The organism is Microbacterium tumbae (assembly GCF_054780175.1).
This window is the reverse complement of the sequence record NZ_BAAGWV010000004.1, coordinates 75177-90029: the sequence shown is the minus strand read 5'-3', so window position 1 is coordinate 90029 and position 14853 is coordinate 75177. Positions and strand designations below refer to the sequence as shown.

Sequence of the window (14853 nt, the reverse complement as noted above, 5' to 3'; positions counted from 1 at the left end):
GCGCCGGGCGCGGTGAGAGGACCAGCGCGCAGACCCGCTTAGGCTGGCCAGGCCATGTCAGCCCGACTTCACGCCGTCATCGTCGCGCGCTCCGGCGCGAAAGCCAGAGCGCAGCTCCTCCACACGCTCGCAGCCGTCTCCGCGCAGACCCGCCGCCCGGATGCGGTGACGCTCGTCCTCTGCGGCGACGCCGTCACGGCGCAGGAGAGCGCGGCCATCGGCGGTGCGGTCGAGGGGATCGTCGTCACCCGCTCCGGCACGTCCTATGCGGATGCCGTCGCCATCGCGACGCCCAGGGTGGCGGAGGGCAGCGCGCTGTGGCTGCTCGCGCACGACACCCTGCCGGACCCCGATGCGCTCGAGCAGCTGGCCGGCGCCCTGGAGCGGTCTCCGTCCGCGGCCATCGCGGCGCCCAAGCTCGTGCAGGCCGACGATGTGCGGGAGATCGTCTCCTTCGGCGTCACGATGACCTCACTGGGACGCTCCATCGACCTCGCCGCCGGCGAGCTCGATCAAGGACAGCACGATGGCAACGACGAGGCGCTCGGCTCGGACATCCGCGGCATCCTCCTGCGCGGCGAGGTGCGTTCGAGGCTGACGATCGACGACGCGCTCGCCGGAGCGGACGAAGGGCTCGATCTCGGAGTGCGTGCGCGGCTGGGCGGGGGCAGGGTCGTGCTCGCGTCCGGCGCCCGCATCGCCGTGCGGCCGGACGGGCCGGCGGCGCTGCCCGCCGGCGCTGCTCAGCGCGCCTACGCCACCCGGCTGGCGCAGCTCCACCGGCGTCTGGCCTATGCGGCGGCGCCCCTCGTGCTCGTGCACTGGCTGACGTACCTGCCTCTGGCGCTCTGGCGGACGATCGGGCATCTGATCGGCAAACGGCCGGCGGCCGTCCTCCCCGAGTGGGGTGCGGCGGCGACCGCCATGGCGCGCCTCGGCGCCGTCGCCCGATCCCGACGGCGCATCCGCGGCTTCCGCACGGCGTCCTGGTCGAGCATCGCCGCGCTGCGCGTCACCGGCGCGCAGCTGCGCCGACGTCTCGACGACGGGCACGGCAGCGAGCGCGGGGCGGTGAGCGAGCTGCGGTTCTTCTCGGGCGGCGGCGCCTGGGTGGTCCTCGCGGCGCTGCTCGTGAGCGTGACGTCCTTCACCTCGCTGCTGGCGTGGCCGGCCATCGCGGGCGGAGGCCTTCTCCCCCTGCGCGACACCGTGGCGGGGCTGTGGGCGGATGCGGCCTGGGGGCTGCGCGGGCTCGGCATCGACGTCGTCGGCCCGGCCGATCCGTTCGCCGCCGTGCTCGCCGTGCTCGGCAGCCTCTGGCCGGCCGCGCCGTCGTTCGCGCTCGTGCTGCTGTGGATCCTCGCGCTCCCGCTCGCGACGCTGGGCGGCTGGTTCGCCGCCACGAGGGTCTCCGACCGGTCCGGCGTGCGCATCTTCATCGCGATCGCCTGGACGCTCGCGCCGACCTTCCTCACGGCGCTCGTCGACGGACGTCCCGCCGCCGTGCTCGTGCATCTGCTCCTGCCCTGGGTCTTCCACACCGCGGCGGTCGCGCACCGCTCCTGGGGAGCCGCCGGTGCGGCATCCGTGCTCATCGCCGCGCTCGCGGCCTGCTCGCCGTCGCTGGCGCCGGCGCTCGGCGTCCTGTGGGCGCTCTCGCTCGTCATCGTGATCGCGCTGCGCAGCGCCCGCGGCGCGATGCGCGTGCTGTGGCTGGCCGTCCCGACGCTGGCGCTGTTCCTGCCGCTCCTGCTGTGGCGACTGCGCCACGGCGATCTGCTCGCGCTGTTCGCGGACCCCGCGCTGGTCTGGGCGGGGCCGCAGGTCGGCTCCGATCCGGCCGGGCGTCTGACCCTGGCGTCCGGATTCCCGACATCGGACCTCGCAGGGTGGGTGGGGCTCATCGATCCCACCGTCGCGGCCTTCGCGCCTCTTCTGCTCGCTCCGCTCGCCGTCCTGGCGCTCGCCGCGGCGCTCGCACCGCGCTGGCGCGCCGGGATCGTGCTCCTCGTCGTCGCCCTCGCCGGACTCGCCACGGCCTTCGCGGCGGCGGGCATCTCGGTCGGCTTCGTGAACGGTGAGCCGGTGGCGCTGTGGCCCGGGGCCGGCCTCAGCCTGGCCTGGGCCGGCCTGGCCGGTGCGGCAGGGGTGACTCTCGACACCCTCGTCACGATCCCGCGTCTGAGGGCGGTCTCGGCGCTCGTCGCCGGCGTCGCCCTCGCCGTCTGCGCTGTACCCGCCCTGACGGCCTTCCACACCGATCGCAGCGTCATCGTCGAGGGGTCGGCGAGCACGCTCCCCGCGCTGGTCGCGGCGAACGCGCGCGGCGACCAGGAGCTCACGACCCTCGTGATCACGCCGCTCAGCGGAGACCGCATCGCGACCAGGGTGATCCGCGGATCCAGCGACACGCTCGGAGCCCAGTCCACGATGCTGAGCACGGCCACGGAGATCCAGGGCACGGACCCCAGCGCGCTCGCGGTCGATCTGATCTCCCGCCGCGACTTCGACGCCGCAGGCGACCTCGCCGGCCTCGGCATCGACTTCGTGCTCATCCGGGAGACGACCGGCTCGGAGGCGGATGCCGCGCGTGCCTTCCGTCTCGACGCGGTCATCGCGCTGGACGAGCGCACCGGCTTCGTCAAGGCGGGCGAGGTCGCCGGCATGGGGGCGCTGTGGCGGCTGCAGGAGACCGGCGGCGCCGATCGTCGCTCCCTCTCCGACTCGCAGGAGGGCGTCTCCCGTCTCATCGGCCTCGTGCAGCTGATCGTCTTCGTCGTCGCGATCCTGCTGGCGGTTCCGACGAGAGCCTCGCGCCGAGCCGCCAGAGCCGTCTCGAGGATCGTCGGCAAGTCGCCGGAGGAGCCGACGGCTCCGGTCCGCCGTCCTCCGGGCGCCGTGGACGAGTACGCGGGGGATGACGAGACGCATCTCGACGAGGCTATCGTGGACGAGAGCCCGGAAGACCTCCCAGAGGAGACGCCGACGGATGCTCCGACGGCGACGGATGCCGTGCCCGAGTCCGAAGAGGGAGAGAGCCCGGCGCCGGAGGAGGAGGCGCCCACGGGCGCCGAGCCCTCGAGAGACGCAGAGGAGGAGCAGCGATGACGTCGAGGCGCGCTGTGACGATCGCCGCCACCAGTGCCCGGCTCGCCGCGGGGGCCGTGGTGGCCGTCGGCTGCGCCGTGGGGGTCGTGGCCGCGGCGGCGGCGCCGTGGCCGACCGTGACGGGCTCGGCGGCGCAGACCACGGTCGCGACCGTGCCGGGCGATGCGGTGCTGGTGTGCACCGGTGCGTTCAACGCCCTCGGACGCGACGTGCAGAACGCCTCCGAGCTGCAGGGCGTCGGCGACAGCCGGATCACGGCCGGTGGAGACCCGGCCGATCCCGAGCGCTCATCGATCGACAATGACGACGTGGTCGGCGGATCGGGCGCAGAGGTCTTCACCGCCGCCGCGGAGGGGCGGGAGGCGCCGCTGATCGCCGCCGCGGAGTCCCAGCGGCTCGCCGTCGACGATCTCGCCGGCCTCGCCGCCGGCTCGTGCGATCAGGCGACGACCGAGTCGTGGATCATCGGCGGCTCCATCGAGACCGGGGCCGGCGACGTGCTCGTGCTCACGAACCCGGGCGGCGTGACGGCCACCGTCACCCTGAACGTCTTCGGGGAGGAGCAGTCCTCGTCCAGCGTGGTCATCCCCGCGCAGTCGCAGACCGCGCTGCCGTTCGCCTCGATCGCCGCAGGGCAGACCGAGCCGATCGTGCGGGTGACCGCCGAAGGATCCCCGGTGCGCGCCAGCCTGCAGTCCGCCCTCATGAGCACCCTCGATCCGGCCGGCATCGACCTGCAGCCCAGTACGACCGTGGCCGCGGAGACGCTGATCTTCGCCGGGATCCAGGTGGCGGCCCTCGCCGAGGGCAATGCGACCGATGCGCTGCGGCTGCTCGCCGTCGACGCCGATACCCAGGCCCGCGTCGTCGTGCGCGACCTCGACGGCGGCTCGGCGAGCGACTTCACCGCGCCGCTCTCGGCCGGCGTTCCCCTGGAGATCGCTCTGTCGGATCTCCCGCTCGGCACGTACAGCGTCGAGGTCACCGCGGACGTGCCGCTCGTCGGCGGCGTCTGGCAGTCGAGCGGCACGGGAGCGGGAACGGACTTCGCCTGGATGACCCCGGCCGCGCCGCTCACGGCGGACACGCTGTTCGCCGTGCCGAGCGGGCCGGAGCCGAGGCTGCACCTGATCGGAGATCCGCAGCAGGAAGCCACCGTCGCCCTCACCGACGAGGGCGGGACGACGCGCGAGATCGCGGTCGCTCCCGGCGCCTCCGCACTCGTGGATCTCCCCGGCCCCGGCGTGTACCGGCTCTCGTCGGATGCCGCGGTCACGGCCGCCGTCACCCTGTCGGCCTCCGGACAGCTCGCCGGCTGGCCCGTCGCGCCCGGGCCCTCGGAGCAGGATTCCGTCACCGTGCTGCCGTGACGGCATCCGCTCAGCTCTCGGGGCCGAGCTCCCAGGGGTCGCGACCGACGTACTCCGCCGCCGCGCGGAAGACGGCGCTCTCCACCGAGACGCGCCGATGCGCCGCATCGTCGTGTCCCGGGGGGAGCAGCCGCTCGATGGGGATGCGGTAGAGCACGATCCGTCCGGCGTCCCTGTCGACCCACCAGCGGGGAACGCCGTCGGACGACCCGCGCACGTCGTGCGGCATCGCGCCGATCTCGAAGCTGACGTCCTCCAGCTCCGGCCAGGTCCCGCGCAGGAACTCCACCGCGGAGCCGACGGTGAGGTCGAAGCGGTCCAGCCGGCCGTCCAGCGGCGGCAGCGGCGGCCGGACCACCTCGCTGCGTCCCAGCCGGCCGTGCCTGCCGTGGCGTGCGCCGCGGCGAGGGGCGGAACGGGACGGACGGCGGCGGATCATGACGAAAGTCTATGCGCGCGCCGCCGCGATGCGCTCGCCGGCGGGGGATAGCCTGAGCGGGATGGAAGAACGACTCTGCTCCAAGGTCGGCTGCGCCCGCGAGGCGGTGTCGACCGTCACCTACGACTACGCCGATCAGATGGCGGCGCTCGGGCCGCTCGGCGTCGGCGGCCATCCCACTGCGCACGACCTGTGCGCCATGCACGCCGATCGCCTCTCGGCGCCCAGCGGCTGGATCGTCATCCGCCACGAGGCACTGCGCGCCTGACAGCAGATTCTCGGGGAGCCTTATATACCGGGAAATGATTTATTGGCTAAGCTGATCGCGGATGCGCCAGGTCGGGGCGTCCGGAAAGGCAGCAGCCGTGGTCGTCTGGCGTCGTTGGGTCCTCCCCCTCCTCCTTCTCATCGTCTTCGGCGCATGCGCGGCCGCGCTGGTCAAGCTCGCGTTCTTCCCCGAGACCACCCAGGCCGCCGTCTCCCCGGAGGCGGGCATCACCGATCCGGTGGTCGTCGTGGAGCGCGGCTCCGTGGTCAACGCGCTCTCCCTGCCGGGCAACATCGCCCGCGACGAGGCCTTCCCGATCCGCGGGCAGGTGAACGGAACGGTCACCGAGGTGCGCGTGTCCGACGGGGCGAGCGTCAAGGCGGGGCAGGTGCTGTTCACCGTGAAGCAGGACTATCCGGCCAAGAGCATCGACATCGTCGCCCCTGAGGCCGGCGACCTGACGGGCATCGCACTCGTCGACGGGCAGCTGACGAGCGTGGGCGAGGAGATCGCCACGCTGACGCCCGCGCGCTACCACCTGCTCGCCACCGTCGAGCCCGTCCAGCTGTACCGGCTCGTGAACGCCCCCAGCGAGGCCACCGTCACGATCACGGGCGGGCCGGCCCCGTTCGCCTGCACAGGGGTCAAGGTCGAGGTGTCCGCCGAGGGCACGGCCAACGTCCGCTGTGCGATCCCTGCGGATCAGACCGTGTTCGCCGGACTCCCCGCGCAGCTCGACCTCGCGATCGGAAAGGTGGACGACGCGCTCGTGATCCCCGTGACGGCCGTCCAGGGCGGCTCGGGCGACGGCGTGGTGTGGGTGGATGCCGGCGACGGCGGTGAGCCGGAGGAGCGCACCGTCGCCCTCGGGGTCAACGACGGCTCGATGGTGGAGGTCGTCGAAGGGCTCGAGGAGGGCGAGAGCATCCGGCAGTTCGTCCCCGGCTTCGCCGCTCCCGTCGAGGAGTTCTGCTACGAGACGGAGCCCGGGGTCGAGGTCTGCGAGAGCGGGACGAGCTGGTGAGCCTTGTCGCTCTGGAGGACGTCACCAAGAGTGTCGTGCTGCCCGACGACTCGCGGCTCGAGATCCTGCGCGGGATCAGCCTCGAGGTCGGTGCGGGGGACCACGTCTCGATCGTCGGTCGCTCAGGCTCCGGCAAGTCCACGCTGCTGAACATCCTCGGGATGCTGGACGCGCCGACGACCGGTTCCGTGGCGTTCGAGGGCGCCCCGGTGCGCAGGATGCGCGCGGGGAGGCTGGATCGCCTGCGGGGCGCGAACGTCGGGTTCGTCTTCCAGCAGTTCAACCTCCTCCCCGGGCGCACGGCGCTGGAGAACGTGGCGATGCCGCTCGGCCACGCCCGCGGAAGGCTGTTCTGGCGGCGGAGGGAGATCGCCGCGGACATGCTCGAGCGTGTAGGCCTGGGGCATCGCGTCGATCAGATCGCCGACCGGCTGTCCGGCGGCGAGCAGCAGCGGGTCGCGATCGCGAGAGCGCTGGTGCGCCGGCCCGTGCTCATCCTCGCCGACGAGCCCACCGGCGCCCTCGACATCGACACCGGTGCCACCGTGATGTCCCTCCTCGACGAGGTGGCGACGCAGACGGACGCGGCCCTCGTCACGATCACGCACGACCTCCACGTCGCGGCGCGCGCACGCCGGCACTACCGGCTGGACGCCGGACGGCTCGATCCCGTGGACCTCGCGCGCGCCTTCGAGGCGTCGACGCTCGCACCGCCCGTCCCCGCGCTTTCCGAAGGGAGCGGCGCATGACCGGCCTGTTCGGCGCGCTCGCCGACGCCTGGGCGGAGATCCGCGTCCACAGGCTGCGCGTGCTGCTGAGCCTGATCGGCATCGCCGTTTCCGTCGCGGCCCTCACCGCGGTCGTCGCCTTCTCCGAGTTCCAGCAGCAGTTCCAGGCCGAGCAGTCCGACCGGTGGGGCGGCAGGGTCGCCACGATCGCCGTCGTGCCGTACAGCGACGGCGCGGCGCCTGTGGATGCGGACGCCTTCGACGCGCTCTTCGCACAGGTCGGCGAGCGCTTCGCCTTCTCGCATACGGCGCGCAACGTGCAGGGACTCGCCGTCCCCGTCCAGCTGCCCGATGGAGTGATCGACGTCGCGGCGAGACTCGTCGACCCCGTGTTCTCCCAGATCCATCGCGAGTCGCTCCTGGAAGGCCGCTGGCTCCGCGATTCGGATATCGAGGTCCTCGCCCCGGCCGTCGTCATCAGCGAGCCGCTGTGGGACCGCCTCGGGCGCGTCCCGATGGCACAGCATCCGCTGCTCACCGTGGACGGCCCGGCCGGAGGCGCCTACCAGATCGTCGGGGTGACGCCCCGGCAGGGGGTCTGGGACGAGGAGCTGCGCGTCGACATGCTCTACGACGCCTACCGCGCCCGCGTGGACGCGCTGCCGGACGGGCTCGTGCCGACCTATGAGGTCTGGGTCGGCGAGGATCAGGCGGCCGAGATCGGCCCCGTGCTCGCGATGGATCTGCGATCCGGGATGCCGGAGGGGCAGGACGTCAGCGTGAACCGCACCGACTGGGGCGCCGGGATGGGCATGGAGGAGGCTATGCGCACCTTCGAGCTCATCACCGGGGGCATCGCCGTGCTCATCCTCGCGCTCGGCGCGCTGAGCCTGGTGAACATCCAGCTCGTGGCCATGCGGCAGCGCGTGCGCGAGATCGGCGTGCGCCGCGCCTTCGGCGCGACCTCGGGCCGCGTCTTCGTGACGGTGCTCCTGGAAAGCCTCGTCGCCACGACCGTCGCCGGCGTCATCGGGATCGCGATCGTCGTGGCCGTGCTGCGATCCGAATGGATCGTGACGAGCATGTTCCCCGGGATCCAGGACATCCCGCCCTTCCCGATGCGCGCCGCCGTCACGGGGCTCGTGGCCGCGGTGCTCGTCGGAGCGGTGGCCGGGTTCATCCCCGCGCTCGTCGCGCTGCGGGTGAAGGTGATCGACGCGATCCGGTTCTGAGGATCAGACGCCGACGCGTCGGCCGGTCAGCCGTTCGGCGCGCTGGTCCGCGATCATGAGGCCCCGCAGCTCCCGCTGGCGCCTGATCACCGTGATGGCCGCCAGCACGTGCTCCGGCGGCGCGGCGGGGCGCGGCGAGACGTAGGGGCCGGCCTCCTGGACCAGCTGCTCGGCCACGCGGGTGCGGGCCGGAGGCGTCATCCGGTGCGAGGTCTCCAGGAACTGCGAGATCCGGCGGGCGAGGCGGTCGGGCAGGCGCGCGACATCGGCGATCCGCGCCCACTCCGACAGTTCGGGGGGAAGCGCAGGGGCGTGCATCGCGAGGGCCGGCGTCCGCACGCGCTGACTGTAGGTTCCGGCGACGAGATCGCCCAGGCGCTGGGAGCGCGAGGTGAAGGCCCCGACGAGCAGCGCGACGGACCCGAAGGTCATGTAGATCTCCAGCAGACCGATCAGGCCGCGGATGAAGGCGTGTCGGAAGCCGATCGCACCGCCGTCGATGCGCACGACGCGACCGCCGACCGCGAGCTTGCCGAGGCTGCGGCCGCGCAGCGAGACCTCCATGGCCACGGGGACGACGACGAAGCAGACGGCGAGCGCCACGATGCTCAGGATCCGCACGACGGCCTCGCTGATCGCGCCGATGTCGCTGAGCCAGAAGGAGAGGAAGAGGAACAGGACGTAGAGCGCGAACGCGAAGACCATGTCGATCAGCGCGCCGAGGGCCCGCAGGAAGAAGCCGATCGGCTGGACGTCGATCGCGACGGCCTCACCGGAGAGGACTTCTTCTTCCGGCGTGATCGGCAGGGACATGAGTACAGTAAATCAGGTGGATGCCGATGCACTCAGTGACGCACGCCGCGCCGAGTGGGAGCGGCTGGACAAACTCAGCCGATCCCGCCTGGCCGACGGAGCACAGGTCGACGAGCTCATCGTGCGCTATCGCGCCGCCTCCGCCGACCTCGCCGAGCTGAAGACCTCGGTGGGAGAGTCGCCGCAGGGCGCCTATCTCTCGACCATCCTGTCGCGGGCGAGACTGACGCTCACCGGCGCCTCCGACAACGTCCTCCGCCAGCTCGCCCGGTTCTTCGCCGACCAGCTGCCCGCGGCGCTGTACCGCCTCCGCTGGACGACGCTCGCGATCGCGGTGGTCTTCATCGCTATCGCGGTCGGCATGGCCGCCTGGATCTCGAACGACCCGAATCTCGTCGCCACGCTGGGTCCGCCGGACTTCCTGGAGCAGTACGCCGAGGAGAGCTTCACGGAGTACTACACGGAGAACCCGGCCGCGGAGTTCGCCGGACTCGTCTGGACCAACAACGCCATGCTGGCCGCCCAGTGCGTGCTGTTCGGCGTGACGGGCGTATGGCCGATCTATCTGCTCGTGCAGAACGCCGTCGGCCTCGGGATATCCGGCGGGGTCATGGCCGCGTACGACCGGGCGGACGTCATGGTGCTGTACATCCTTCCGCACGGGATGCTGGAGCTGACGAGCATCTTCGTCGCGGGCGCCGCCGGACTTCATCTGTTCTGGTCCTGGGTCGCGCCAGGACATCGCACCCGCGGGGCGTCGCTCGCGGCGGAGGGGCGCTCGCTCGCGACGGTCGCGATCGGGCTGATCTTCGCGCTGTTCCTCTCCGGCCTGGTCGAGGGGTTCGTCACCGGGTGGTCGCTGCCGTGGCCGGTGAAGATCGGCATCGGAGCCGCCGCGCTGGCGGTGTTCCTCATCTACATGCTCGTGGTCGGCGGACGCGCGCACCGTCGCGGTCACACCGGCGACCTCGTCGAGTTCGAGGCGGGCACGCCCCGTCTCGTCGCGGGCTGACGACGAGACGGGGGCGCTGTCAGGCCTTCTTCGTCCCGTCGAACAGGGACTTGTACGCGAAGCCGGCGATCAGCGCGCCGACGATCGGGAACACGAGGAACACCCACAGCTGCGAGAGCGGACCGACGCCGCCGTAGATCGCCGCGGCGATCGAGCGGGCCGGGTTCACAGAGGTGTTGTCCACCGGGATGCTGATGAGGTGGATCAGGGCGAGGGCGAGACCGATCGCGAGGCCGGCGAACGGCGTGCCCCGCTGGGCGTGCGTCGTGCCGAGGATGACGAGCAGGAAGATCGCCGTGAGGATGACCTCGATGATGATCGCCGCGCCGATCCCGAATCCGCCGGGGGAGTGCTCGCCGAAGCCGTTGCTCGCGAACCCGGCGTCCTGGGCTCCCGCCAGCCATCCGTCAGGGCCGAACTGGCCGATGAGGAACAGCAGCGTGCTGCCGACAACGCCGCCGACCACCTGCGCCACGATGTAGGGCACGACGTCCTTCCAGGGAACCCGTCCCGCCGCGGCGGCGCCGAGCGTGACCGCGGGGTTGAAGTGGCCGCCGGAGATCGGTCCGAATGCGTACGCGCCGACGACGACCGTGAGGCCGAAGGCGAGCGCGACGCCGACGTAGACCGCGGAGTTCGCCCCGGGATCGGTGAAGTGGTTGGAGGCGAACAGCGCGGTGCCGACGCCGCCGAAGACGAGGAGGAGGGTGCCGAATCCCTCGGCGGCGAGCTTCGCTCCGAGACTGGGCACAGCGGACGTGGTGTCGCTCATGATCTCTGTCCTTTCAGAGGAGACGGACCGGATGGCCCGGCAAGCGACATGATGTCGCTGTTCTCAGGATCCTCACAGCAGGCGCGCCGAGGGCGCGGAGCGTGCGTCACGCGGCGACATTCCGAGGCGTGTCCAGCTTTCTTGAATCAATCAAAACAAGATAGGATGTGGGCATGTCCTCCTCCACGGCCCTCGCCGACGACGCCATCCGCGGCGCCGGGCTGCGCGTGACGGACTCGCGTCGCGCGGTGTTCGAGGCGCTGCGCGAGCATCCGCATGCCAGCGCGGAGGAGATCCACGGCGTCGTCCGGCCCCGTCTGGAGTCCACGAGCCTGCAGTCGGTGTACAACGCCCTCGGCGACTTCGCGGATGCCGGCATCGTGCGACGCATCGAGCCCGCAGGCCACCCGATGCTCTTCGAGCTGCACGTGGACGACAACCACCACCATCTCGTGTGCACCGGATGCGGCGCCGTCGAGGACGTCCCGTGCGCGGTGGGCCACGCCCCGTGCCTCACCCCCTCCGACGACCGCGGCTTCCGCGTGACGTCCGCCGAGGTCACGTACTGGGGCCTGTGCGCCTCGTGCGCCGCCGAGGCATCCTGACCCTGAATCCATCTGCCCAACATCGGAAGGACCACCATGACCGCGAACGACCAGGTACCCGGCATCGGAGACGACGTCTCCGGCGTCGACCAGTCGAAGACCGTTATCGACACGCCCGTCGAAGCATCCGAGGCCGGAGCCTGCCCCGTCATCCACACGCAGCCGCACCCCACGATGGGATCCGCGAACCGCACCTGGTGGCCGGAGCAGCTGAACCTCAGGATCCTCGCGAAGAACACCGCGGAGCGGAACCCCCTGGACGCCGGCTTCGACTACAAGGCCGCCTTCGAGGCGCTCGACCTGGATGCCGTCAAGAAGGACATCGAGGAGACGATCACCGTCTCCCAGGACTGGTGGCCGGCCGACTTCGGGCACTACGGGCCGCTGATGATCCGCATGGCCTGGCACAGCGCCGGCACCTACCGCGTGACGGACGGCCGCGGCGGCGGTGGCACCGGGCAGCAGCGCTTCGCCCCGTTGAACAGCTGGCCGGACAACGTGGGCCTCGACAAGGCGCGCCGCATCCTGTGGCCCGTCAAGAAGAAGTACGGGCAGTCGCTCAGCTGGGGCGACCTGATGATCCTCGCCGGCAACGTCGCACTGGAGTCCATGGGCTTCACCACCTTCGGCTTCGCCGGCGGGCGCATCGACGCCTGGGAGCCGGACGACGACGTGTACTGGGGCCCGGAGACCACCTGGCTCGGAGATGAGCGCTACTCGGGCGACCGCGACCTGGAGAAGCCGCTCGCGGCGGTCCAGATGGGCCTCATCTACGTCAACCCCGAGGGCCCGAACGGGAACCCCGATCCGCTGGCGTCCGCCCGCGACATCCGCGAGACCTTCGCTCGCATGGCGATGGACGACGAGGAGACCGTCGCGCTGATCGCCGGCGGCCACACCTTCGGCAAGACGCATGGCGCAGCCCCCGACTCGAACGTCGAGGACAACCCGGAGGCCGCCGGCCTCGAGCGTCAGGGACTCGGCTGGAAGAACAACCACGGCACCGGCAAGGGCGATGACCAGATCACCTCCGGCCTCGAGGTCACCTGGACCTACCACCCGACGCGCTGGGACAACGAGTTCTTCCACATCCTGTACGCGTACGAGTGGGAGCTCTTCCAGAGCCCGGCCGGTGCGAACCAGTGGCGTCCGATCAACGGCGGCGGTGCGGACATGGTGCCGCTGGCGCACTCCGGCGGGCGCCGCGAGCCGCGCATGCTCACGAGCGACCTCGCGCTGCGATTCGACCCGGAGTACGGCAAGATCTCGCAGCGCTTCAAGGACGACCCCGAGGCGTTCGCCGATGCCTTCGCCCGCGCGTGGTTCAAGCTGACCCACCGCGACATGGGTCCCCGCGCCCGCTACGTCGGCACCGAGGTTCCGGCCGAGGAGCTCATCTGGCAGGACAACGTGCCCGTCGTCGACCACGCCCTCGTCTCCGAGGCGGACGCGGCGGCGCTGAAGGCGTCCGTGCTCGCCTCCGGGCTGTCGGTCGCCGACCTCGTCTCGGTGACGTGGGCCGCGGCATCCACCTTCCGCGGCAGCGACAAGCGGGGCGGCGTCAACGGCGCCCGCATCCGCCTCGCCCCGCAGAAGGACTGGGAGGTCAACAATCCGGAGCGCCTCGCCCGCGTGCTGGGCGTCCTCGAGGGCATCCAGGCGGAGTTCAACGGATCGCGCACCGACGACGTGCGCGTCTCGCTCGCCGACCTCATCGTGCTCGCCGGCAATGCGGGTGTCGAGAAGGCCGCGGCGGACGCCGGATTCGCGACGGTCGTGCCGTTCCGCGCCGGTCGCACCGACGCTTCGCAGGAGCAGACCGACGTGCACTCGTTCTCGTTCCTCGAGCCGGCGTCCGACGGCTTCCGCAACTACGTCTCCTCGGACGTGGCGCGCATCCCCGCCGAGCACCTGCTCATCGACAAGGCGAACCTGCTCACGCTGACCGCTCCCGAGACCACCGTCCTCGTCGGCGGCCTGCGGGTGCTCGGCGCGAACTGGGACGGCTCGGAGTACGGAGTGTTCACCGAGACGCCCGGCGTGCTCACGAACGACTTCTTCGTGAACCTGCTCGACCTCGGCACCACGTGGAAGCCGCTGGATCCGGGCTCGCACGCCTTCGAGGGCACCAGGGACGGCTCGGGCGAGAAGCTCGGCCGGGGCACGCGCGTCGACCTGCTGTTCGGATCGAACTCCGAGCTGCGCGCCGTCGCGGAGGTGTACGCGTCGGACGACGCCAAGGAGAAGTTCGTCCGCGACTTCGTCGCCGCATGGGTGAAGGTCACGGAGCTGGACCGCTTCGACCTGCGCTGACCTGTGACGCAGAACGGCCTCGCCTCTTCGGGCGGGGCCGTTCTGCGTCGCAAAGTCCGCTGCTCTGGGCCGGCGATCTGGCTCTGGGTCGCACCAACCGCGGCAATAGTGTCGAGATGACGACAGGTCTTGCGACCTGGAACCTCGGCAATCAGACGGCGAGCGCGTGCTGGATCCGCCGGAGGAGCTCGTCGGGACGATGGAACAACTCGCTCGTGACCTCGATGACCGTCCATCCGGCCGCTCGCAGCGCGGCGATCCGCTCCACGTCGCGTGCATACCGGTCGGAGTGGATGGCGCCGTGGTACTCGATGGCGATCTTCAGATGCGGATAGGCCAGGTCGACGCATCCGAGGAACCGGCCGTGGTCGTCGTAGACATCGTGGTTGAGCACAGGCTCGGGGAGGGATGCTGAGACGATGAGACACCTGAGCTTCGACTCCCGTGGCGACCAGGAGTCCTCACGGATCAGGTCCACGGCGCGCCGGAGCCGGTGGATGCCCGGCCGGCGGCCGAATCGCAGCTGCGCGCGGAGGTCATCGGGCGTCGCGAGCGGTGTCCTCCCTGCATCGCGACGGCCGGGGCCCGATCGCCACACCCGGCAGAAGAAGTCGCCGAGAGCGACGAGATCCGGCAGGGCCAGCCCGCCGAGCTGGGCCCACGCGGTCGCGGCGTCCGCCACGCGGAAGTCGCCGGCATCGAGGACCTTCGCGACGCGCGGATCGGCGCGGTGACCGTGTACTCCGCGCGTCCGCACCAGAGGGCCGTCGCCGAGGGTGCTGACATGCAGGGGGAGCAGCGCACCATCCAGGGGTTCCCCGGCCTCCTCAGCGAAGGTCAGGGGGAGGGGTCCGCCCAGGATGGCGGCCGCAGTGGCATGGCTGAAGAACTGTCCTGGCTTCAGCCGTGGGGAGTATCGTCTCGCCTGGATGCGGTGCTCAGCTGCTTGTCTCTCGAAGGCGTCCATCTTCTCCGTCTTCGACCTGATCGGCTTCGAGCGGACGCCGTGGAACGGCGTGGCGAGATCGGAGCTTCGCAACCGACCCGGAGAGACGCCGGCATCCCGAGCCTGCCGGACGGTGAACCGGCGGCCGAGGCCGTCGGGGAGGGGCTGAGGCGATCGCATCCGTCCACGCTGTCACTCGTGCGCGGCAGACCACGCGAGTTAT

13 protein-coding genes are annotated in these 14853 nt (G+C 71.4%); 9 read left to right on the top strand and 4 right to left on the bottom strand.

Annotated elements, in window-relative coordinates; all coding sequences use genetic code 11:
* Positions 1 to 54: 54 nt before the first annotated feature.
* Entirely contained in the window at positions 55 to 3108 is a 3054-nt protein-coding gene (locus ACYVGQ_RS15410; RefSeq protein WP_460785554.1) for a glycosyltransferase, read from the top strand.
* Entirely contained in the window at positions 3105 to 4478 is a 1374-nt protein-coding gene (locus tag ACYVGQ_RS15405; RefSeq protein ID WP_460785553.1) for a DUF5719 family protein, read from the top strand. Before ACYVGQ_RS15410 ends, ACYVGQ_RS15405 begins: the two co-directional genes overlap by 4 nt.
* Positions 4479 to 4488: 10 nt before the next feature.
* On the opposite strand, the gene ACYVGQ_RS15400 is transcribed toward ACYVGQ_RS15405, so the two are convergent.
* On the bottom strand, positions 4489 to 4917 hold the full coding sequence (locus ACYVGQ_RS15400) for a hypothetical protein (RefSeq protein ID WP_460785552.1): 429 nt from the start codon (positions 4915 to 4917) through the stop codon (positions 4489 to 4491).
* Between the two features lie 61 nt (positions 4918 to 4978).
* Here ACYVGQ_RS15400 and ACYVGQ_RS15395 point away from each other — a divergent pair, with 61 nt between their 5' ends.
* From ACYVGQ_RS15395 to ACYVGQ_RS15380, 4 genes are all read left to right on the top strand, one after another.
* Entirely contained in the window at positions 4979 to 5185 is a 207-nt protein-coding gene (locus tag ACYVGQ_RS15395) for a DUF3499 family protein (protein WP_460785551.1), read from the top strand.
* A gap of 61 nt (positions 5186 to 5246) precedes the next feature.
* Positions 5247 to 6209 carry a biotin/lipoyl-binding protein gene (locus ACYVGQ_RS15390; protein WP_460785550.1) on the top strand — a complete coding sequence of 321 codons (963 nt, stop codon included), beginning with the start codon at positions 5247 to 5249 and terminating at the stop codon, positions 6207 to 6209.
* Positions 6206 to 6958, top strand: a complete 753-nt coding sequence (locus tag ACYVGQ_RS15385) for an ABC transporter ATP-binding protein (RefSeq protein WP_460785549.1) — start codon at positions 6206 to 6208, stop codon at positions 6956 to 6958. Before ACYVGQ_RS15390 ends, ACYVGQ_RS15385 begins: the two co-directional genes overlap by 4 nt.
* Positions 6955 to 8169, top strand: coding sequence for an ABC transporter permease (locus ACYVGQ_RS15380; RefSeq protein WP_460785548.1), 1215 nt, complete (start codon positions 6955 to 6957; stop codon positions 8167 to 8169). Before ACYVGQ_RS15385 ends, ACYVGQ_RS15380 begins: the two co-directional genes overlap by 4 nt.
* Positions 8170 to 8172: 3 nt before the next feature.
* Here the strand turns inward: ACYVGQ_RS15380 and ACYVGQ_RS15375 are convergent, their stop codons facing one another.
* Positions 8173 to 8982 (bottom strand): RDD family protein, encoded by an 810-nt coding sequence (locus tag ACYVGQ_RS15375; RefSeq protein WP_460785547.1) that lies wholly within the window; start codon positions 8980 to 8982, stop codon positions 8173 to 8175.
* Between the two features lie 16 nt (positions 8983 to 8998).
* On the opposite strand from ACYVGQ_RS15375, the gene ACYVGQ_RS15370 reads away from it, so the two are divergent.
* Positions 8999 to 9994, top strand: coding sequence for a stage II sporulation protein M (locus tag ACYVGQ_RS15370; RefSeq protein WP_460785546.1), 996 nt, complete (start codon positions 8999 to 9001; stop codon positions 9992 to 9994).
* Between the two features lie 19 nt (positions 9995 to 10013).
* Here the strand turns inward: ACYVGQ_RS15370 and aqpZ are convergent, their stop codons facing one another.
* Positions 10014 to 10766, bottom strand: coding sequence for an aquaporin Z (gene aqpZ / locus ACYVGQ_RS15365; RefSeq protein WP_460785545.1), 753 nt, complete (start codon positions 10764 to 10766; stop codon positions 10014 to 10016).
* A 173-nt stretch (positions 10767 to 10939) separates the two neighbouring features.
* Between aqpZ and ACYVGQ_RS15360 the strand changes: the two genes are divergently transcribed.
* Together ACYVGQ_RS15360 and katG are read left to right on the top strand one after the other, a co-directional pair.
* The gene (locus ACYVGQ_RS15360) at positions 10940 to 11371 is read left to right on the top strand and encodes a Fur family transcriptional regulator (protein ID WP_460785544.1); all 432 of its coding nucleotides are present in this window, start codon (positions 10940 to 10942) and stop codon (positions 11369 to 11371) included.
* Positions 11372 to 11407: 36 nt separating this feature from the next.
* Positions 11408 to 13684: a catalase/peroxidase HPI gene (gene katG, locus ACYVGQ_RS15355; RefSeq protein ID WP_460785543.1), complete on the top strand. Its 2277-nt coding sequence runs from the start codon at positions 11408 to 11410 to the stop codon at positions 13682 to 13684.
* A gap of 151 nt (positions 13685 to 13835) precedes the next feature.
* Here katG and ACYVGQ_RS15350 read toward each other — a convergent pair whose 3' ends face one another.
* Complete coding sequence (locus ACYVGQ_RS15350; protein WP_460785542.1) at positions 13836 to 14810, bottom strand: DUF559 domain-containing protein; 975 nt, start codon at positions 14808 to 14810, stop codon at positions 13836 to 13838.
* Between the last annotated feature and the right edge of the window lie 43 nt (positions 14811 to 14853).

Bases quoted from the DNA above. Each gene is read 5' to 3' on its own strand.
- ACYVGQ_RS15375 (WP_460785547.1), bottom strand. From the start codon at position 8,982: ATGTCCCTGCCGATCACGCCGGAAGAAGAAGTCCTCTCCGGTGAGGCC.
- ACYVGQ_RS15405 (WP_460785553.1), top strand. From the start codon at position 3,105: ATGACGTCGAGGCGCGCTGTGACGATCGCCGCCACCAGTGCCCGGCTC.
- ACYVGQ_RS15390 (WP_460785550.1), top strand. From the start codon at position 5,247: ATGCGCCAGGTCGGGGCGTCCGGAAAGGCAGCAGCCGTGGTCGTCTGG.
- ACYVGQ_RS15410 (WP_460785554.1), top strand. From the start codon at position 55: ATGTCAGCCCGACTTCACGCCGTCATCGTCGCGCGCTCCGGCGCGAAA.
- katG (WP_460785543.1), top strand. From the start codon at position 11,408: ATGACCGCGAACGACCAGGTACCCGGCATCGGAGACGACGTCTCCGGC.
- ACYVGQ_RS15380 (WP_460785548.1), top strand. From the start codon at position 6,955: ATGACCGGCCTGTTCGGCGCGCTCGCCGACGCCTGGGCGGAGATCCGC.
- ACYVGQ_RS15360 (WP_460785544.1), top strand. From the start codon at position 10,940: ATGTCCTCCTCCACGGCCCTCGCCGACGACGCCATCCGCGGCGCCGGG.
- ACYVGQ_RS15350 (WP_460785542.1), bottom strand. From the start codon at position 14,810: ATGCGATCGCCTCAGCCCCTCCCCGACGGCCTCGGCCGCCGGTTCACC.
- ACYVGQ_RS15395 (WP_460785551.1), top strand. From the start codon at position 4,979: ATGGAAGAACGACTCTGCTCCAAGGTCGGCTGCGCCCGCGAGGCGGTG.
- aqpZ (WP_460785545.1), bottom strand. From the start codon at position 10,766: ATGAGCGACACCACGTCCGCTGTGCCCAGTCTCGGAGCGAAGCTCGCC.
- ACYVGQ_RS15400 (WP_460785552.1), bottom strand. From the start codon at position 4,917: ATGATCCGCCGCCGTCCGTCCCGTTCCGCCCCTCGCCGCGGCGCACGC.